This is a genomic window from Rhodoplanes sp. SY1 (assembly GCF_046000175.1).
In the GTDB taxonomy this organism is placed as follows: Bacteria; Pseudomonadota; Alphaproteobacteria; order Rhizobiales; family Xanthobacteraceae; genus Rhodoplanes.
This window is the reverse complement of record NZ_JBEOMB010000082.1, coordinates 1-17,695: the sequence shown is the minus strand read 5'-3', so window position 1 is coordinate 17,695 and position 17,695 is coordinate 1. Positions and strand designations below refer to the sequence as shown.

General features: G+C 69.8%; 15 protein-coding genes. 6 read left to right on the top strand and 9 right to left on the bottom strand.

Going from position 1 to position 17,695, the window contains the following annotated elements; all coding sequences use genetic code 11:
- The first annotated feature begins 155 nt into the window (after window positions 1–155).
- A complete protein-coding gene (locus tag ABTU92_RS20075; protein ID WP_408093401.1) occupies window positions 156–1,343 on the top strand; it encodes a hypothetical protein in 1,188 nt (395 codons plus the stop codon).
- A gap of 101 nt (window positions 1,344–1,444) precedes the next feature.
- Here the strand turns inward: ABTU92_RS20075 and ABTU92_RS20070 are convergent, their stop codons facing one another.
- The 3 genes from ABTU92_RS20070 to ABTU92_RS20060 all read right to left on the bottom strand — a co-directional run bounded on the left by ABTU92_RS20070 (window position 1,445) and on the right by ABTU92_RS20060 (window position 5,567).
- The gene (locus ABTU92_RS20070; protein WP_408093400.1) at window positions 1,445–2,122 is read right to left on the bottom strand and encodes an HAD family hydrolase; all 678 of its coding nucleotides are present in this window, start codon (window positions 2,120–2,122) and stop codon (window positions 1,445–1,447) included.
- 377 nt (window positions 2,123–2,499) lie between these two features.
- Window positions 2,500–4,440, bottom strand: a complete 1,941-nt coding sequence (tkt, locus tag ABTU92_RS20065) for a transketolase (protein ID WP_408093479.1) — start codon at window positions 4,438–4,440, stop codon at window positions 2,500–2,502.
- 248 nt (window positions 4,441–4,688) lie between these two features.
- Window positions 4,689–5,567, bottom strand: coding sequence for a phosphoribulokinase (locus tag ABTU92_RS20060; RefSeq protein ID WP_408093399.1), 879 nt, complete (start codon window positions 5,565–5,567; stop codon window positions 4,689–4,691).
- Here ABTU92_RS20060 and ABTU92_RS20055 point away from each other — a divergent pair.
- Window positions 5,536–5,697 (top strand): hypothetical protein, encoded by a 162-nt coding sequence (locus tag ABTU92_RS20055; RefSeq protein WP_408093398.1) that lies wholly within the window; start codon window positions 5,536–5,538, stop codon window positions 5,695–5,697. The two genes, ABTU92_RS20060 and ABTU92_RS20055, sit on opposite strands and share 32 nt — an antisense overlap.
- 39 nt (window positions 5,698–5,736) lie before the next feature.
- Here the strand turns inward: ABTU92_RS20055 and ABTU92_RS20050 are convergent, their stop codons facing one another.
- From ABTU92_RS20050 to ABTU92_RS20035, 4 genes are all read right to left on the bottom strand, one after another.
- Window positions 5,737–6,780 (bottom strand): class 1 fructose-bisphosphatase, encoded by a 1,044-nt coding sequence (locus ABTU92_RS20050; RefSeq protein ID WP_408093397.1) that lies wholly within the window; start codon window positions 6,778–6,780, stop codon window positions 5,737–5,739.
- A 92-nt stretch (window positions 6,781–6,872) separates the two neighbouring features.
- The gene (gene cbbX, locus ABTU92_RS20045) at window positions 6,873–7,805 is read right to left on the bottom strand and encodes a CbbX protein (RefSeq protein WP_408093396.1); all 933 of its coding nucleotides are present in this window, start codon (window positions 7,803–7,805) and stop codon (window positions 6,873–6,875) included.
- A gap of 139 nt (window positions 7,806–7,944) precedes the next feature.
- Window positions 7,945–8,334: a ribulose bisphosphate carboxylase small subunit gene (locus ABTU92_RS20040; RefSeq protein WP_408093395.1), complete on the bottom strand. Its 390-nt coding sequence runs from the start codon at window positions 8,332–8,334 to the stop codon at window positions 7,945–7,947.
- Window positions 8,335–8,486: 152 nt separating this feature from the next.
- Complete coding sequence (locus tag ABTU92_RS20035; RefSeq protein ID WP_408093394.1) at window positions 8,487–9,986, bottom strand: form I ribulose bisphosphate carboxylase large subunit; 1,500 nt, start codon at window positions 9,984–9,986, stop codon at window positions 8,487–8,489.
- 122 nt (window positions 9,987–10,108) lie between these two features.
- Between ABTU92_RS20035 and ABTU92_RS20030 the strand changes: the two genes are divergently transcribed.
- Window positions 10,109–11,029 carry a LysR family transcriptional regulator gene (locus ABTU92_RS20030; RefSeq protein WP_408093393.1) on the top strand — a complete coding sequence of 307 codons (921 nt, stop codon included), beginning with the start codon at window positions 10,109–10,111 and terminating at the stop codon, window positions 11,027–11,029.
- Window positions 11,030–11,196: 167 nt separating this feature from the next.
- Here ABTU92_RS20030 and ABTU92_RS20025 read toward each other — a convergent pair whose 3' ends face one another.
- Together ABTU92_RS20025 and ABTU92_RS20020 are read right to left on the bottom strand one after the other, a co-directional pair.
- Window positions 11,197–12,984, bottom strand: coding sequence for an SLC13 family permease (locus tag ABTU92_RS20025; protein ID WP_408093392.1), 1,788 nt, complete (start codon window positions 12,982–12,984; stop codon window positions 11,197–11,199).
- Between the two features lie 132 nt (window positions 12,985–13,116).
- Window positions 13,117–14,067 (bottom strand): helix-turn-helix domain-containing protein, encoded by a 951-nt coding sequence (locus tag ABTU92_RS20020; protein WP_408093391.1) that lies wholly within the window; start codon window positions 14,065–14,067, stop codon window positions 13,117–13,119.
- 385 nt (window positions 14,068–14,452) lie between these two features.
- Between ABTU92_RS20020 and ABTU92_RS20015 the strand changes: the two genes are divergently transcribed.
- The 3 genes from ABTU92_RS20015 to ABTU92_RS20005 all read left to right on the top strand — a co-directional run.
- Window positions 14,453–15,658: an amino acid ABC transporter substrate-binding protein gene (locus ABTU92_RS20015; RefSeq protein WP_408093390.1), complete on the top strand. Its 1,206-nt coding sequence runs from the start codon at window positions 14,453–14,455 to the stop codon at window positions 15,656–15,658.
- A 167-nt stretch (window positions 15,659–15,825) separates the two neighbouring features.
- Window positions 15,826–16,701: a branched-chain amino acid ABC transporter permease gene (locus tag ABTU92_RS20010; RefSeq protein ID WP_408093389.1), complete on the top strand. Its 876-nt coding sequence runs from the start codon at window positions 15,826–15,828 to the stop codon at window positions 16,699–16,701.
- A partial coding sequence (locus ABTU92_RS20005) for a branched-chain amino acid ABC transporter permease (protein WP_408093388.1) occupies window positions 16,698–17,695 on the top strand: 998 nt, incomplete at its 3' end. The genes ABTU92_RS20010 and ABTU92_RS20005, both read left to right, overlap by 4 nt.

Sequence of the window (17,695 nt, the reverse complement as noted above, 5' to 3'; positions counted from 1 at the left end):
CCGCACCTCCAGGGGTTTATGGTGTCTTGTCGGGGCAACGCGACTGTGGGTTCGAACCGTTCCAGGCAAAAACCACACACGGCTTGATGACCGTCAAGAAATCCGCACTTTCGTGCCGCACCTGGGAACGGTCCCTCGTCCTGGAGCTCTTCGCGATGTGTCGCACCCGCCGCCGGCCGCCCCTGTTCCGGCGCGATGACCTGTCCGCCTCTTCGGTCGTTCCCGGCGCCGCGCAGGCCGCCGTCCGTCGCGTGCCGCGCCGCGTCAGCGGCGTGCTGACGGCCGCCTGCGTGGCCGTCCTGCTGCTCGGCCCACCGGGCGACGCGAACGCCGCCGGGACGATGCGGCTCCACACCAATCAGGACTACAACGAGGAGCTGAGAGCCGCGACGCGGCTGCCGGTCGACAACCCGGTCGCCATGTTCGGCCGCGTGTTCGAGGCCCTGCCCGATCGCGTGAAGGTCTACCCGACCGAGAACTACTACTACTTCACCTTCCTCAACGACGGCGCGCCGTGGAACGGCAACATCCGGCTCGACGCCAGCGACCGTGACAAGGGCAAGCTGCACTTCGCCTATTCGGAGGATCTCGCCGACTGGCGCGAGGAGACCGACGTGATCCACGTCGTGCTCGACCAGACCAACGAGGTCGCGGTCGAGAAGGTCGAGCGCTTCCTCTACCGGGTGACCTATCGGGGCAAGAGCGTGCTGTTCGCGCTCAACGACCTCTCCGGCGTGAAGCCGCCGGACGGCACGTTGGCGCCGGACGAGACGTTCGTCGGGCCGATCTTCGACGAGTCGGGACTGCGCTTCCTCCTGGTGTTCAACACGCGGCTGAAGCTCTTCCATTACGTGCTCGACGAGACCGCGCCGGTGCCGGAGCAGTTCGTGCCTGAGAAGTCCAGCCGCATCGTCGTCGGCAAGCGCACCGGCTACGGCTTCTTCGTCGACGACCGGCGCCCGCGGAAGATTCTGGTCGGCGTCGCCTTCTCCAACTCGCGCGTGAACAACTATTTCGACGGGCCGTTCGATCAGCTCCCCGACAACTTCATCACGGACGACAGCTTCCGCGACATGATCCTGTCGGTCGCCCCCGAGCTGAAGGGCAAGATCGACCGCTATGGTGGCTGGGGCGACGGCGCCCAGCGCTTCATGATCGCACCCTACTACTACTATCAGAGCCCGAAGGAGCTCGCCGCGTTCGATCGCTGCGCCACCGACAAGCGGGTGCCGGAGGCGAACCATCCCGCCTGCTTCGTCGTCGACGAGGAGAGCCAGCAGCGTTTCGATCCGGTGCCCCGCGCCATCAAGGAGCTGCGCGGCAAGGGGCGGAAGAAAGGATAGCGCCACGCCGACATCCCACTCCCCTCGCGGGAGAGGGTGGCCGGGTCCCGAGCGGCTCCATCGGCGACGGTCTCGACCGGCGACGTGGGTGACAGGACCGGCTAGCGGCGGCCGCCGACCTCGTCGATGTGGTTCAGGAGCGCCTGCGGATCCTCGTAGACCCGGAAGGCGCCGGCCCGCTCCAGCTCCGCCTCGCCGTAGCCGCCCGACATCACGCCGACGCCGAGCGCGCGGGCCCGTTGCGCCGCCAGCATGTCCCACACGCTGTCGCCGACCACGTAGGAGTCCTCGATGGCGACGCCGAGCCGCGCCGCGGCGGCGAGGAAGAGATCGGGATCCGGCTTGGCGAAGCGCACCTGATCACGGGTGACCACCGGGATCTTGTCGGGATCGACGCCGAGCGCATCGAGCGTCGGACGCGCCGTCTCCATGCGACCCGAGGTGGCGATCGTCCACGGAATGCCGGCGTCGGTCAGGAAGGCGAGCAGTTCCCTGGCGCCGGGCAGCGGGCGGATCTCCTTGGAGCGGCGGCCGTAGCTCTCGGCGTGCAGCCGCTGCAGCCGCTCGCTGCGCTCGGGATCGAGCGCCATCCCGGTCTCGCGCAGCAGCATGTTGGTCAACAAGCCGCCGCTCATGCCGATCCGGCGGTGGATGCGCCATACCGAGAGCCGGATGCCCTCGTGCTCCAGCGCCTCGTGCCAGGCGAGCACGTGCTGATAGACGCTGTCGACGAGGGTGCCGTCGAGATCGAACAGGAAGGCGGTCTGGCGACGCTCCATGCAGGGGTCTCCGGTGCGCGAAGGAACTGGCGAGAACAAAAACGCCGCCGAGCCTCGGCCCGGCGGCTCTGTCTGGCAAGCTTTGGTGACGGCGGGATGGCGGCAGCCTCCGTCATCCCGGGGCGTGAACCGCAGGTTCGCTGCCGCGGGAGGAGGCCTCGTGTCCCGGGGGCAGCGCGACGCGCTGCGAACCGGGACCCAGGGGCGACCGCGAGAGGTGGCCGCCGTGCCGCCCGTCGTCACGCCCGTCGTGCCGCTCCTGGGCCCCGGCACTGCGGCGAATCAGGCCGATGGCCTGACGCGCCTTGTCCGGGGCACGCGGCCGACGAGCGGACGCGCCGCTTCATCGAACGAGACGCGCCACCGAGCGTCATGCCTCACCCCGCCAGCACGGTGCGGACCGTGCCGGCGACGGCCTCCTTGGTGAAGCCGAAGCGGGTGAGCAGGTCGCGCTCGGGCGCCGACTCCCCGAAGCGGTCGAGGCCGATCACGGCGCCCTTGCGGCCGGCAAGGCCGCGCCAGCCGCGGGTCGCCCCCGCCTCGACGACGACGACCGGCATGTCGGCCGGCACCAGGGCGGCGCGCGCCGCGTCCGAGAGCGCCTCGAACCGCTCGACGCAGGGCATCGACACGACCCGCACGGCGATCCCGGCCTCGCCGAGCAGCGCCGCGGCGTCGACGGCGAGCCGCACCTCCGAGCCGGTGGCGACCACGGTCGCGGCGGCATGCGGCGCCTCGACCAGCACGCGGGCGCCGGTCGCGGCGAGCGTGTCGAGATGGGCGGGCGTCTGCGGCGGCAGCGCCTGGCGGGTGAGGATCAGCGCGGTCGGCCCGTCGCGCCGCTCCAGAGCGGCCCGCCACGCGACCGCCGTCTCGGCGGCGTCTGCCGGGCGCCAGACGTCGAGGTTCGGAATCAACCTCAGGCTCTCGACATGCTCGATCGGCTGGTGGGTCGGGCCGTCCTCGCCGACCGAGATCGAGTCGTGGGTGAACACGTAGACCACCCGCAGGCCCATCAGGGCGGACATCCGCACCGCGTTGCGGGCGTAGTCGGAGAACACCAGGAAGGTCGCGACATAGGGGATGAAGCCGCCGTGCAGGGCGATGCCGTTGGCGATCGCCGACATGCCGAACTCGCGCACGCCGAACAGGATCTGGTTGCCGGCCGGATCGCGCGTCACCGGCACGCTCTTCGGATGGAACGTCAGGTTCGAATGCGCGAGGTCGGCCGAGCCGCCCAGGAGCTCGGGCAGCGCCTTGGCGAGCTCGGTCAGCGCGATCTGCCCGGCTTTTCTAGTCGCGACCGCGCCGGCGGCCGTCTCGGCGGCGAGCGCCGCGGCGGCCGCTTCGGCGAAACTGGCCGGCAGGTCGCCGGCGAGGCGCCGCTCGAACTCGGCGGCGAGATCCGGATGCGCGGCCGCATAGGCCGAAAAGCGCGCCCGCCACTCGGCCGACAGCGCGGCGCCGCGGGCGTGGCCATCCCATTCGGCATAGACCTCGGCCGGCACATGAAAGGGCGGATGCGTCCAGCCCATGGCGGCGCGGGCGCGGGCGATCTCCTCAGGCCCGAGCGGCGCGCCGTGGGTGTCCTGATGGCCCTGCTTGGTCGGCGCGCCATGGCCGATGACGGTGCGGGCGCAGATCAGCGTGGGCCTGGCCGTCTCGGCGATCGCCTGGGCATAGGCGCGCGCGATCGCGTTCGGGTCGTGGCCGTCGACCGCCTCGATCACGTGCCAACCATAGGCACGGAACCGCGCCGGCGTGTCGTCGGAAAACCACTCGGTCACCTTGCCGTCGATCGAGATGCCGTTGTCGTCCCACACGGCGATCAGCTTGCCGAGCCCGAGCCGGCCGGCGAGCGAGGCGGCCTCGTGGCTGATGCCCTCCATCAGGCAGCCGTCGCCGAGGAACACGAAGGTGCGGTGATCGACGATGGTGTGACCGGGCCGGTTGAACTGCGCGGCCAGCGTCTTCTCGGCGAGCGCCATGCCGACCGCGTTGGTGAGCCCCTGCCCCAGCGGCCCGGTGGTCGTCTCGACGCCCGGCGTCATGCCGTATTCGGGATGGCCCGGCGTCTTCGAATGGAGCTGGCGGAAGCGCTTGATCTCGTCGATCGGCAGGTCGTAGCCGGTGAGATGCAGGAGCCCGTACAGCAGCATCGAGGCGTGGCCGTTCGACAGCACGAAGCGGTCGCGGTCGGGCCAGCGCGGATCGCTCGGGTCGTGCCGCATGACGTCGCGCCACAGCACGGCGGCGATCTCGGCCATGCCCATCGGCGCGCCCGGATGACCCGACTTCGCCTGCTCGACCGCGTCCATGGCGAGCGCCCGCAGCGCCGCCGTGACGGGCCAGGCGAGCCCCTGCTGCGCCGCGCCTGCAGTATCTTGCCGCTCGATCGTCGCCGGCATGGTCATGGTGGTGTCTCCCCGGACTTTGTCTCTCGAATTCCGAATGCCGGCCTCTCGGCCGTCATGGCCGGGCCTGTCCCGGCCATCCACGGTCTGGCCCGCCGCGCTTTCGCGTCGTGGATGGCCGGGACGAGCCCGGCCATGACGAAGTCTGGACGTCACGCCAGGGCGCGGCGCTTGCGCTCGACGAGTTTTAAGATCATCGGCGTCAGGATGAGCTGCATGGCGAGGTCGAGCTTGCCGCCCGGAATCACGATCGAGTTGGCGCGGCTCATGAAGCTGCCGTCGATCATGGTGCGCAGATAGGCGAAGTCGATGCCGCGCGGGTTCTTGAAGCGGATCACCACCATCGACTCGTCCGGCGTCGGAATCCAGCGGGCGACCAGCGGATTCGACGTGTCGACGGTGGGCACGCGCTGGAAGTTGATGTCGGTCTCGGTGAACTGCGGGCAGATCACGTGCACATAGGCGTGCATGCGGCGCAGGATCGTGTCGGTGACGGCCTCGGTCGAGTAGCCGCGCGCCGCGCGGTCGCGATGGATCTTCTGGATCCATTCGAGATTGATCACCGGCACGACGCCGATCTTCAGGTCCGCGTACTGGGCGATGTTGATCGTGTCGGTCGCGACCGCCCCGTGCAGGCCTTCGTAGAACAGCAGATCCGACTTGTCCTCGAACGGCGCCCAGTCGGTGAAGTTGCCGGGCGGCACGCCGTAGCGCTCGGCCTCCTTGTCGTCGTGCACGTAGTGCCGCGTGCGCCCCTTGCCGGTGAGGCCGTAATCGCGAAACACCCGCTCGAGCTCCTCGAGCTCGTTGGCCTCGACGTTGAAGTGGCTGAAGGTCTGGTCGCCCTCGGCGGCGCGCCGCGCGATCTCGGCCTTCATGGCGGCGCGGTCGAAGCGATGGAAGGCGTCGCCCTCGATCGACACCGCCGTGATGCCCTCGCGGCGGAAGATCTGATCGAAGGTGTGCTTGACCGTGGTGGTGCCCGCTCCGGAGGAGCCGGTGACCGAGATGATCGGATGCTTGACGGACATTGTTCTCGACCCGGAATTTCAGTCTGCCGTCATTCCGGGGCGCACCGCAGGTGCGAACCCGGAATCCAGCGGCGACGACGGAGATTTTGGCTGGATTCCGGGTTCGCCGCTGTGCGGCGCCCCGGAATGACCGGGAAATGGCTCAAATCAAACCTCGGAAAGCGTGATCTCACGCCGTGAGCAGGCCTCGCTTGGAGAACAGCGGCGAGCGCTCGGCGATCTCGCCGGGGCCGGTGAGATAGTTCGACACCCGCTCCACCTTCTCGCGCGAGCCGAAGATCAGCGGTACGCGCTGGTGCAGCTTCTCCGGCACGAGGTCGAGGATCGGCGTGCGCCCGTCGGTCGCCGCGGCGCCCGACTGCTCCATCAGGAGCGCGATCGGAAACGCCTCGTAGATCAGGCGGAGCCGCCCTTGCGTGTAGCCGGCGCGCGTGTCGGCCGGATACAGGTAGATGCCACCCCGGATGATGATGCGGTGCGCCTCCGCCACCATCGAGGCGATCCAGCGCATGTTGTAGTCGGCCTCGCGCGGCCCGTCCTTGCCCTGCAGCAGGTCGTCGATGTAGAGGCGCAGCCGGTCGTCCCAGTGCCGGTGGTTCGACATGTTGATGGCGAACTCTTTCGCGCTCGCCGGGATCGTCACGCGCTCGCTGATCAGCCGGTAGGTGCCGGAGGTCCGGTCGAGGACGAAGTGGACGGTCCCCTCGCCGACGCTCATCACCAGCGCCGTGTGCGGGCCGTAGACCGTGTAGCCGGCGGCGAGCTGGTCGCGCCCCTTTTGGAAGAACGCCGCCTCCGACACCGGGTCGACGCCGTCGGGTGCCGGTAGCACCGAGAAGATCGTGCCGATCGTCACGTCGGTGTCGATGTTGGAGGAGCCGTCGAGCGGATCGACGGCGACGAGCAGCGGCGCGCCCGCGTTGACGGCGACCGGCAGCTCGGCCTCCTCGGACGCATAGGCGGCGACCGGCGCCGCCTTCACGGCCTCGAACAGCAGCGCGTCGGCGCGCACGTCGAGCTCCTTCTGCTCGTCGTAGCCGTCGGCGCCCTTGCCGAGTGTCGCCGACAGCTCGCCGGCGAGCGGCCCGTCGGCGACGACGCCCGAGATGGTGGCCGTCGCTCCGGCGATCGCCACCAGCGCCTTGCGCACCGCGTCGCGGGTCGGGTCGGTGCCGGCCCAGCGTGCCAGATATCCGTCGAGTGTGTCCGCCATGGTGCTTCCCCAGTCCCGCCGCCTTGCCTGTCGCGTCTGCCCGTCGCTCTTGCCTTGTGCCGGCCGCCATTGTCGCGGCGCCGACCGAAATGTCAGTCCGAAAAAACCCGGCTGGCGCGGATTTCCGCCGCCGTGAGGGTGCGCAGCGCCTCCTGGTCGACCGGCGCGTCCTGGTCGAACAGCCGCATCGCCTGGCGCAGCCGCGCCCGGTCGAAGGCGTTACGCATCGAGCGCGCGTTCGCGAAGGACGGCTTCTTCCGTCGCGCCGTCACGTAGTCGACCAGCGCGGCCCGGCCGCCCTCGTCGAAGCGATAGCCCTCGGCGGCCGCGAGCGTCTCGGTGATGGCGACCAGCTCGGCGTCGTCGTAGTCCGGGAAGTCGATGTGATGCGTGATGCGCGAGCGAAAGCCCGGATTGGCCGAGAAGAACGTCTCCATACGGTCGCCGTAGCCGGCCAGGATCACGACCAGATCCTCGCGCTGGTTCTCCATCACCTGGAGGAGGATCTCGATCGCCTCCTGGCCGTAGTCCTTCTCGTTCTCGGGCCGGTAGAGATAATAGGCCTCGTCGATGAACAGGACGCCGCCCATGGCGCGCTTCAAGACCTCCTTGGTCTTCGGCGCCGTGTGACCGATATACTGGCCGACCAGGTCGTCGCGCGTCACCGAGACGAGGTGCCCCTTCCTCACATAGCCGAGGCGATGCAGGATGCTCGCCATGCGCAGCGCCACCGTGGTCTTGCCGGTGCCGGGATTCCCCGTGAACGCCATGTGCAGGGTCGGCGGCGTCGCGGTGAGCCCGAGCGTGCGGCGCGCCTTGTCGACCAGGAGATAGGCGGCGATCTCGCGGATGCGCCGCTTCACCGGCTTGAGGCCGATCAGCGCGGCGTCGAGCTCGGCCAGCACCGCGTCGATCTGGGTCTCGTGATAGAGCGCCTTGAGGTCGACGCGGGTGTCGGCCGGGCTTTCGCCCGTCGCTCCCGCGACCGGCACCGCCTGCCCCGTCCCGATCGTGCCGATGGTCATGACCGTCTCCGCTCACGCTCTCGCTTGGTCATTCCGGGGCGCCGCGCAGCGGCGAACCCGGAATCCAGTGAAAAGCTCCGTTCCCCGGGTCTCGATTCCGGGTTCGCGCCTCCGGCGCGCCCCGGAATGACCGGAGGGCTCAGCCCCGCACGACCGAATAGTGCTGCACCCGGCCCGGTCCCTCGGAGCGGACGAGGCGGTACGTCGCCTCCGCCTTCGGCCGGTGGACCATGAAGGCGAGCCGGACCGTCTCCCAGCCGCGGGTCGAATCGAAGGCCGAGAGGCGGATGTAGCAGTCCGGATGCGCCTCGCGGCAGGCCTTCAGCTCGCCCATGACGCCGGCGGCGTCCTTCAGGTCGAACATCGGGATGCCCCACATGTCCCAATAGGTATTGCGGGGATGCGGGTCGTCGGTGAACTCGAGGCTGACGGCCCAGCCCTGCTCCAGCGCGTACTCGATCTGCGCGGCGATCTGCGGGTCGGTGAGGTCGGGGAGGAACGAGAAGGCCCCTTGCGTGATCTTGGACATGATCTGCTCCTGGTCGCGATGCGACGAATTGGTTTGCCGTCATTCCGGAAGCCGATCGAAGATCGGCTGTCCGGAATCCATAACCCCGGTCGGTGGATATGGATTCCGGGCTCGCGGCTTCGCCGCGCCCCGGAATGACCGAGGCTGCTGAATCACGCCACCGAGGCGGTCGGCACGAAGTCCGAGGTGTCGGTCGAGGTGTAGTCGAACGTCACAGAGCCCCAGGTGTGCAGGGCGGCCTCCAGCGGCTTGCACCACTTCGCCGCGGCCTGCAGGATCTCCGGACCTTCCGCCATGATGTCGCGGCCCTCGTTGCGGGCCAGCACCATGGCCTCCAGCGCGACGCGGTTGGCGATGGCGCCCGCCTCGATGCCCATCGGATGCCCGATCGTGCCGCCGCCGAACTGCAGCACCACGTCGTCGCCGAACAGGTTGATCAGCTGGTGCATCTGGCCGGCGTGGATGCCACCCGAGGCGACCGGCATGACCCGGCGGATGTCGGCCCAGTCCTGCTCGAAGAAAATTCCGCGCGGCAAGTCAACCTGGTTCTGCCGTTCACGGCAGATGTTGTAGTAGCCCTGCACGGTCATCGGGTCGCCTTCCAGCTTGCCGACCGCCGTGCCGGCGTGCAGGTGGTCGACGCCGGCGAGCCGCAGCCACTTGGCGATTACCCGGAACGACACGCCGTGGTTCTTCTGCCGCGTGTAGGTGCCGTGGCCGGCGCGATGCATGTGCAGGATCATGTCGTTGGCGCGCGCCCACTCGGCCATCGACTGGATCGCGGTCCAGCCGATCACCAGGTCGACCATCACGATCACCGAGCCCAATTGCTTGGCGAACTCGGCGCGCCGGTACATCTCCTCCATGGTGCCGGCCGTGATGTTGAGATAATGGCCCTTCACCTCGCCGGTGCGCGCCGTCGCCTGGTTGACGCCCTCCATGCAGTAGAGAAAGCGGTCGCGCCAGTGCATGAACGGCTGCGAGTTGATGTTCTCGTCGTCCTTGGTGAAGTCGAGGCCGCCGCGCAGCGCCTCGTAGACGACGCGGCCGTAGTTCTTGCCCGACAGGCCGAGCTTCGGCTTGATGGTGGCGCCCAAGAGCGGGCGGCCGAAGCAGTTGAGCCGCTCGCGCTCGACCACGATGCCGGTCGGCGGGCCCTTGAAGGTCTTCACATAGGCGACCGGCAGCCGCATGTCCTCCAGCCGCGCCGCCTTGAGCGGCTTGAACGAGAACACGTTGCCGATGATCGAGGCGGTGAGGTTGGCGATCGAACCTTCCTCGAACAGGATCAGGTCGTAGGCGATGTAGACGAAGTACTGCCCCGGCTGGCCCGGTACCGGCTCGACCTTGTAGGCCTTGCCGCGGTAGCTGTCGCAGGCGGTCAGCCGGTCGGTCCAGACGACCGTCCAGGTCGCCGTGGAGCTCTCGCCGGCGACGGCGGCGGCCGCCTCGACCGGATCGACGCCCTCCTGCGGGGTGATGCGGAACACCGCGAGCAGGTCCGTGTCCTTCGGCTCGTAGTCGCCGTCCCAGTAGCCCATCTGCGCGTATTTCAGCACGCCCGCGGCGTAGCGCTTCTTGGCGTCCGTGATGGCGCCCTGCGGCGCGCTGCCCTGCGGGGCGGTGGGGGCGAGCGAAGTGACGCTGGTCATCGAAAAGGGCTCCTCGGCTGTCCTCGCGACGGACATTGCAATTTTCGAATGCATCAGTATATTTTAATGTTCTGAAGCACTCGTTCAGCCATGCTTAACCGAAGCGACGTTCAGGCGACTCCATGCGCAACATCACGCTCAAGCATCTCCGCCTGATCGACAGCGCCGCCAGGCTCGGCAGCTTCGCGGCGGCGGCGGAGGCGAACCACGTCACGCCGCCGGCCGTGACCATGCAGATGCGCCAGCTCGAGGAGGAGATCGGCCTTCCGCTGTTCGACCGCGACGGCCGCGGCCTCACCCCGACGGCGGCCGGCCAGGAGCTGCTGCTCGCCGCGCGAAAGGTGGAGGCGGCGCTCGCCGAGTGCCGCGAGGCGCTCGTCTCGCTGAAGTCGCTCGACGCCGGGCGGGTGACGGTCGGCGTCGTCTCGACCGCGAAGTACTTCGCGCCCCGCATGCTCGCCGCCTTCGCCAGGAAGCACCCGAAGGTCGAGCTGCAGCTCGTCGTCGGCAACCGGCGCGACATCGTCGCCCAGTTCGAAACCGGGCTGTTCGACGTCTGCGTGATGGGGCGCCCGCCGGAGGGCATCGCGATCGAGAGCGACCGCATAGGCGCGCATCCGCATGTCGTCGTCGCGCCGCCCGATCATCCCCTCGCGAGGAAGCGCCGCCTGACCCCGCAGGCGCTGGCCGGCGAGACCTTCCTGGTGCGCGAGCCCGGCTCCGGCACCCGCACCCTGATGGAGAGCTTCTTCACCAAGGCGGGGCTGGCGCCTTCGATCGGCATGGAGATCGGCTCCAACGAGACCATCAAGCAGGCCGTGATGGCGGGGCTCGGCCTCGCCTTCATCTCGGCCCACACGATCGCGGCCGAGCTCGCCGACGGCCGCCTCAAGGTCCTGGACGTCGAGGGCCTGCCGCTCGAGCGCGCCTGGTTCGTCGTGCGCCTCGAATCCCGCCGCCTGCTCCCCGCCGCCCAGGCGCTGCGGGCGTTTTTGGCCAAGGAGGGCGGCACGTTCCTGCCGGCGGTGCCGAAGAAGCGTTGAAGCCTCGTGCCCCGGACGCGACGCACCGGACCTCCGGTCCGGTGCGTCGTGAGCCGGGGCCTAGTTTCCGCGCCCGTGCTCGCCGATCCGCCGCCTGGGTCCCGGGTCTCCGGCGCATCACGACGCAGCGTCGTGATGCCCCTCCGCCCGGGACACGAGGTCCGTCGCTATCGCGCCAACGGCCAGAACACGGCGATCGCCGGCACGGCGACCAGGACGACCAGCACCGACAGCGGCAGGCCGAGCTTCCAGTAGTCGCCGAACCGGTAGCCGCCCGGACCCATCACCAGCGTGTTGGACTGGTGGCCGAACGGCGTGAGGAAGTCGCAGGCCGCCCCCACCGCGACCGCCATCAGGAACGGGTCGGGGCGCAGCCCGAGCTTGCCGGCGAGGCTCGCGGCGATCGGCGCCATCACCAGCACGGTCGCGGCGTTGTTGAGGAACGGCGTCACCGCCATGGCGGCGACCATGATCAGGGCGAGCGCCCCGATCGCCGGCAGCGCGTCGGTCGCGACCGACAGCCACGCGGCGACGAGCTCGGTGGCGCCGGTGGTCTGCACGGCCTCGCTGACCGGGATCAGAGCGCCGAGCAGCACGACGATCGGCCACTCGATCGCCTCGTAGGCCTCGCGCAACGCCAGCGCGCGGGTGAGCACCAACGCCACGGCGGCGGTGAAGAAGGCGACCGCCACGGGCAAGAGCCCGGAGACGATCGTCGCGACCGAGGCGGCGAGAATGGCGACCGGGATCCAGCGGCGCCGGCCCCGCCCGAGCTCGAGCTCGCGCTCGGCGAGCGGCAGCAGGCCGAGCGTCTTCAGGGCGTCCGGGATGCGGTCGAGATGCCCCTGCAGCACGACCACGTCACCGGGCCGGAACCGCACGGCGCGCAGCCGCTGGGTGATGCGCTCGCCGGACCGGCTGAGGGCGATCAGATTGAGGCCGAAGCGGTCGCACAGCCCGGCGCTCTCGTGCGTCTCGGCGACGAGCCGCGACCAGCCCGTCACCACCGCCTCGACGGTGCCGACCTCGTCGGCGTCGCCCTCGACGGCCGGCTCCTCGCCGTCGCGCTGGCCGGCGAGCTGGAGCCCGGCCCGCACCACGGCGCGCTCGAGCGATTCCGGCTCGCCCTCGATCAGCAGGATGTCGCCCTCGCGCACCCGCAGACCGCCATGGGCCGACTTGTGGCGCACCTCGTCGCGCACCACGGTCGTCACCTTGCTCACGCCCTCGTCGAGGTCGCCGACCGCGGTGACGCGCTCGCCGATCAGCGGCGAGCCCTTGGGCACCTGCGCCTCGACCACATAGTTCTCGATGTTGATGGCGGCGTCGAGCGAGGCGCCGCCCTGGCGGTCGCGGGGCAGCAGACGGTAGGCGAAGGCGAGATAGACGAGGCCGACGGCCGCGACCGTGAGGCCGACCGGCGCGTAGTCGAACATGCGGAACGGCTCGCCGACGAGGTCGGCGCGCAGCCGCGCCACGATCACGTTGGGCGAGGTGCCGACCAGCGTGATCAGGCCGCCGATCAGCGAGCCGAAAGCGAGCGGCATCAGGAGCCAGGACGGCGGCGTGTCGGTGCGGCGCGCGAGCTGGAACGCGACCGGCATCAGGATCGCCAGCGCGCCGACGTTCTTGATGAAGGTCGACAGCACGATCACGGCGAAGACCAGCGCGAAAACCTGGCGGCGCGGCGTCGTCAGCCACGGCCCGAGCGGCCGCACCACCTCCTCCATGACACCAGATTTCGCGACCGCGGCCGACATCAGGAGCGCCGTCGCGACGATGATCACGACGTCGTCGGAAAAGCCCGAGAAGGCCTTCTCAGGCGGCACGATGCCGGCCACCACGGCAGCAACGAGGGCGAGCGCGGCGACGAGGTCGTAGCGGAGCCGCCCCCACACGAACAGCAGCATCATGGTGCCGACGATCGCGAAGGCGAGCCCTTGCGGAAGGGTCATGCGGACATCCGGTGCTGACGGGGACGCGCGGCCGTCGGGCAGGCGCGCCCGGGCGGGCCGACACTCAACGCCGCCACGCGTTTGCTGTTCCCGGTCGTGAAACTGCCCCGCACGCGGCGCGGCCCGGCGCGCTCACGGCCAGTCGGCGTAGGAGTGGCGCGCCGGCGGGGGCGTGCGGTTCGCGGCGGCGCGCGCCATCTCGCGCCGGAAGGCGCCGGGCGGCAGGCCGGCATTGGCCTTGAAGAAGCGATTGAAATGGGCCGGGTCCTTGAACCCGAGATGCGCCGACACCTGCTCGACCGTCAGCATCGAGCGCTCCAGCAGCAACATCGCCTCGCGGGCGAGCCGCTCGTGCACCAAAGCGAGCGGCGCGCGGCCGAGTTCGCGCAGGCAGATCGCGTGCAGCCGGTCGGGCGAGACGGCGAGCGCCTCGGCGTAGCGCGGGATGCGCCAGTGCTCGCGGAAGTGCAGTTCGACCAGGTGGCGGAAGCGCTGGAGGATCGAAGCGGCCGGACCGCCGGAGCGCCCGGCCGCCGCCTCGATCCCGGACGCCCGCCACAGCCCGACCATGACCAGCGCGACATGCGCCGTCACCGCCGTCCAGGCGCCGCGGGTCGCGCCGGCGAGCTCGCGCTCGATCGCCGCGAACGCATGGGAGAGGTCGGCGAGCGCCTCGGGCGAGCCGACCGGCACGGCGAGCAGCCGCCCGGCGATCGTCGCCAGCACGGCGGACTCGACGTTGCCGCTGATCGTCGAGGCGAGGAGATCGTCGGCGATGGCGAGCAGCCAGCCGCTCGCCCCGGCTTCGAGGTGCAGCCGCTCGGCGGCACGCGGCGGCACCCACACGAGTGCCGGGCCGGAGACCACGAGCGGCGGCTCGGGGCCGACCAGGTGCCCCTGCCCGGTCGTCACCAGGATGGCGTGGGAGAGGCGCCCGGCGGCGCCGCGCCCGAGCGACCAGTCCCGCCCGGTGAGGGCCGGGCGGATCGCCTGCAGGGCGACCTTCCGGGCCGCCACCGAGCCCGCCAGCAGCGACGGCCCGTGAACGCCGGAGGAGCCGGACTCGATCCACTTCTCTCCCATGATGTGCCAATTCCGATGGCCGGGCGTCCAGAACGCCGGATTATCGTCAATAAAGGGCCAGAAAAGGATATTCATCCCGGACGCGCATTCGGGTCAACTTCGCTTCACCGGACGCTGCACCCCCGAACAACAAAGCGGCGCCGGGCGGGAATGGGACATCCAGGGAGGCGGCCGCCCGGCCGCAGGCACGACCGGCTCGCGCCGCGCCGCGGTGGCGCCCCGTGTCGGCCCGCCGGGCCGCCGAGGGTCGTTCGGACCCGCGCGGCGTCATTCCGCCGCGTGCCCGTGGCCCTGGATGTCCCCCTTCTCGTCGGATGCGAGCGCCGGCCCCGCCGTCGCTCGTCGCAGGTCCGCGTCAGTCGGGCCGCCACGAAGGGAGGAGACCATGCGACGTGTGTCTGCGGCGCTCGCCGCCGCGCTCGGACTGTTTGCACTCGGCGCCGAAGCTTTGGCGCAGGCCGCGCCCGACAAGGTCAAGATCGGTTACGCGATCTCGAAGACCGGCCCGTTCACGGGCGGCGCCAGCATCACGACCCTGCCGGTCTACCAGCTCTGGGTGAAGGAGGTGAACGCCGCCGGCGGCCTCAAGATCGGCGACAAGCGCGTGCCGATCGAGGTGATCGAGTACGACGACCGCTCCAACTCCGAGGAGGCCATCAAGGCGATCGAGCGGCTGGCCAGCCAGGACAAGGTCGATTTCATCCTGCCGCCATGGGGCACCGGCCAAAACCTCGCGGTCGGGCCGATCCTCAACCGGCTCGGCTATCCGCATCTCGCGGTGACGACCAACACCAACCGGGCGCCCGAGCTGGCCAAGCGCTGGCCCAACGCCTCGTTCTGGCTCGGCCTGCCCTCCGACATCTCGGTCGAGATGGTGGCACTGCTGAAAAGTCTCCGCGACAAGGGCGAGATCGGGCCGACGGTCGCGATGATCGCGGTCTCCGACCAGTTCGGCATCGAGCTGTCGACGGCGGCCCGCGACGCCTTCGCCAAGGCCGGCTTCAAGCTCGCCTACGACAAGTCCTATCCGGCCGGCACGCAGGACATGCAGCCGATGCTGAAGGACGCGATGGCGACGAGCCCGGACGTGTTCGTCTCGTTCAGCTATCCGTCCGACACGCTGGCCGTCACCGACGCAGCCAAGGTCCTCGGCTTCAATCCCAAGGTGTTCTTCACCGGCGTCGGCACGGCGTTCCCGCTGTTCAAGCAGCGCTTCGGCGGCAACGCCGACGGCGTGATGGGCATCGGCGGGTGGAACGCCGACTCCCCGCTCCTGAAGGACTATCTGGAGCGCCACAAGGCCGGCGTCGGCCGCGAGCCGGACCGCTGGGCGAACCCGATCACCTTCGCCAGCCTGCAGGCGCTGCAGCAGGCGATCGAGCGCGTCGGCCTCGACCGCGCCGCGGTGATCAAGGAGCTGCAGAACGGCACCTTCGAGACCATCATCGGCAAGGTGAAGCTCGAGGGTGGATTGCTGAAGGACGTCTGGGCGGTCGGCCAGTGGCAGGGCGGCGAGTTCTACGGCATCGCGCCGACGAAGAAGGACGGCGCCCGCGCCGCGATCGTGCCCAAGCCCGCCTGGGGGCCGTAGCGTTCCCCCAGTCATTCCGGACAGACAGCATCGCTCCTCATGGTGAGGAGCGCTCCGCAGGAGCGCGTCTCGAACCATGAGGCCGCCCCCATCCTTCGAGACGCGGACCTCGGTCCGCTCCTCAGGATGAGGGCGGAATTTCCTCGGTCATTCGCCGGACGTATCCCGTGCTCCTCGTCGACATCCTCCTGTCGGGTCTGATCCTCGGCGGCATGTATGCGCTCGTCGCGATGGGGCTGACGCTGCAATACGGCGTCGCCCGCATCCTCAACCTCGCCTATGGGGAGGTGATGGTGGCGGCCGCGTTCCTCGCCTATGTGCTGTTCACGGGCGCCGCGATCGTGCCGCTCGTCGGGCTCGTCGTCGTGCTGCCGCTCGCCTTCGCGGCGAACTGGCTGGTCTACCGCGTCATGCTGGTGCCGCTGGTGCGGCGGGCCAAGACCCGCGCGGCGCTGGAGACCGACTCGATCCTCGCCACCTTCGGGCTCCTGTTCGTGCTGCAGGGGATCGCCTTCGTGATCTTCGGCGGCCAGTACTACGGTTATGCGTTCCTCTCGACGCCGGTGTCGCTCTTCGGCGCGACCGTCGCGGTGAACCGGCTCGTGGCGCTCGGCTTCGCCGCCGTGCTCGCGATCGGCCTCTATCTGCTGCTGACCCGCACCCGCACCGGCACGGCGATCCGTGCCGTCGCCGTCGATCCGACCGCGGCCCGTCTGGTCGCCATCGACGTGGACAGGATCGCGGCGCTCGCCTTCGCTGCGGGCGGCGCGCTTTGCGCGGCCGGCGGCGTGCTGGTGTCGATGTTCCTCACCTTCAACGCGGCCATGGGCGTGCTCTTCACCATGAAGGCGCTGATCGTCGTGATCATGGGCGGGGTCGGAAACCTCCTGGGCGCGCTCGCCGCCGGCCTGCTGCTCGGCCTGATCGAGACGGCGGTCGCGCGCCTCGTCGACCCCGGGCTGACGCTCGCGGCGAACTACGCCCTGTTCCTCGCCGTGCTGCTGGTGCGGCCGACCGGCCTGTTCGGAAAGGTCGCCCGATGAGCCGGCTGTTCCGCTACGGACCCGCCGTGCTGGTCGGCGCCACGCTCGCCGCGCTCGCATTGGTGGCGGTCTTCGGCTCCGACTATCACGTCGCGCTCGCCATCGCGGTCACGAGCTACATCGTGCTCGCCACCGCCTGGGCGCTGTTCTCCGGGCCGACCGGCTACGTCTCGCTCGCCACCGTCGCGTTCTTCGGCATCGGCGCCTACACGGTCGCGGTGCTGGGCGAAGCCCTGCCCTGGCCTCTGGTGCTTCTCGTCGCCGCCGCCATCGGCCTCGTCGTCGCCCTGGTGGTCGGTCTCTCGACACTGCGGCTCAGCGGCATCTACTTCGTCGTGTTCAGCTTCGGGCTCGCCGAGCTGATCCGTCAGCTGGTCACCTGGTACGAGGTGAACATCGGCCGCTCGGTCGGTCGCTACGTGTTCCTCGACGTGACCCAGGCCGGAATCTTCTGGCAACTGTTCGGGCTCGCCGTCGCGGTTTTCCTGGTCGGCTGGCTGATCGGCCGCTCGCGGCTCGGGCTCGCCCTGAAGGTGATCGGCGAGGACGAGACGGTGGCACGCCACTGCGGCATCGACACGACGCGAGCGAAGCTGATGCTGTTCGCGGTCTCGTCGGTGTTCATCACCGTCACGGGCGCCGTGATGGCGCCGCGCTGGACCTATATCGACCCGGCGATCGCGTTCAACCCGCTCGTCTCGTTCCAGGTCGTCGTGATGGCGCTGCTCGGCGGCGCCGGCGTGCTCTACGGCCCGCTGCTCGGCGCCGTGCCGCTGGTGCTGCTGTTCGACCTGATCGGCGCGCATTTTCCGAACCACTTCTCGATCCTGCTCGGGCTCGTCTTCATCGTGGTGGTGTACGGACTGCCGAAAGGCGTGGCGGGCCTGCTGGGCAGCTTCAGTGTCACGGAGCACGGCGCCCGCGCTCCTTCTCCCCGCACGCGGGGAGAAGGAGGCTCGCCTCGAAGAGGCGAGACGGATGAGGGGGCGCCTCC

Excerpts from the sequence above, each read along its gene's own strand:
- ABTU92_RS20030 (WP_408093393.1), top strand. The coding sequence starts at position 10,109 with ATGCGCAACATCACGCTCAAGCATCTCCGCCTGATCGACAGCGCCGCC.
- ABTU92_RS20075 (WP_408093401.1), top strand. The coding sequence starts at position 156 with ATGTGTCGCACCCGCCGCCGGCCGCCCCTGTTCCGGCGCGATGACCTG.
- ABTU92_RS20020 (WP_408093391.1), bottom strand. The coding sequence starts at position 14,067 with ATGGGAGAGAAGTGGATCGAGTCCGGCTCCTCCGGCGTTCACGGGCCG.
- tkt (WP_408093479.1), bottom strand. The coding sequence starts at position 4,440 with ATGGACGCGGTCGAGCAGGCGAAGTCGGGTCATCCGGGCGCGCCGATG.
- ABTU92_RS20050 (WP_408093397.1), bottom strand. The coding sequence starts at position 6,780 with ATGGCGGACACACTCGACGGATATCTGGCACGCTGGGCCGGCACCGAC.
- ABTU92_RS20040 (WP_408093395.1), bottom strand. The coding sequence starts at position 8,334 with ATGTCCAAGATCACGCAAGGGGCCTTCTCGTTCCTCCCCGACCTCACC.
- ABTU92_RS20015 (WP_408093390.1), top strand. The coding sequence starts at position 14,453 with ATGCGACGTGTGTCTGCGGCGCTCGCCGCCGCGCTCGGACTGTTTGCA.
- ABTU92_RS20025 (WP_408093392.1), bottom strand. The coding sequence starts at position 12,984 with ATGACCCTTCCGCAAGGGCTCGCCTTCGCGATCGTCGGCACCATGATG.
- ABTU92_RS20070 (WP_408093400.1), bottom strand. The coding sequence starts at position 2,122 with ATGGAGCGTCGCCAGACCGCCTTCCTGTTCGATCTCGACGGCACCCTC.
- ABTU92_RS20060 (WP_408093399.1), bottom strand. The coding sequence starts at position 5,567 with ATGTCCGTCAAGCATCCGATCATCTCGGTCACCGGCTCCTCCGGAGCG.
- cbbX (WP_408093396.1), bottom strand. The coding sequence starts at position 7,805 with ATGACCATCGGCACGATCGGGACGGGGCAGGCGGTGCCGGTCGCGGGA.
- ABTU92_RS20035 (WP_408093394.1), bottom strand. The coding sequence starts at position 9,986 with ATGACCAGCGTCACTTCGCTCGCCCCCACCGCCCCGCAGGGCAGCGCG.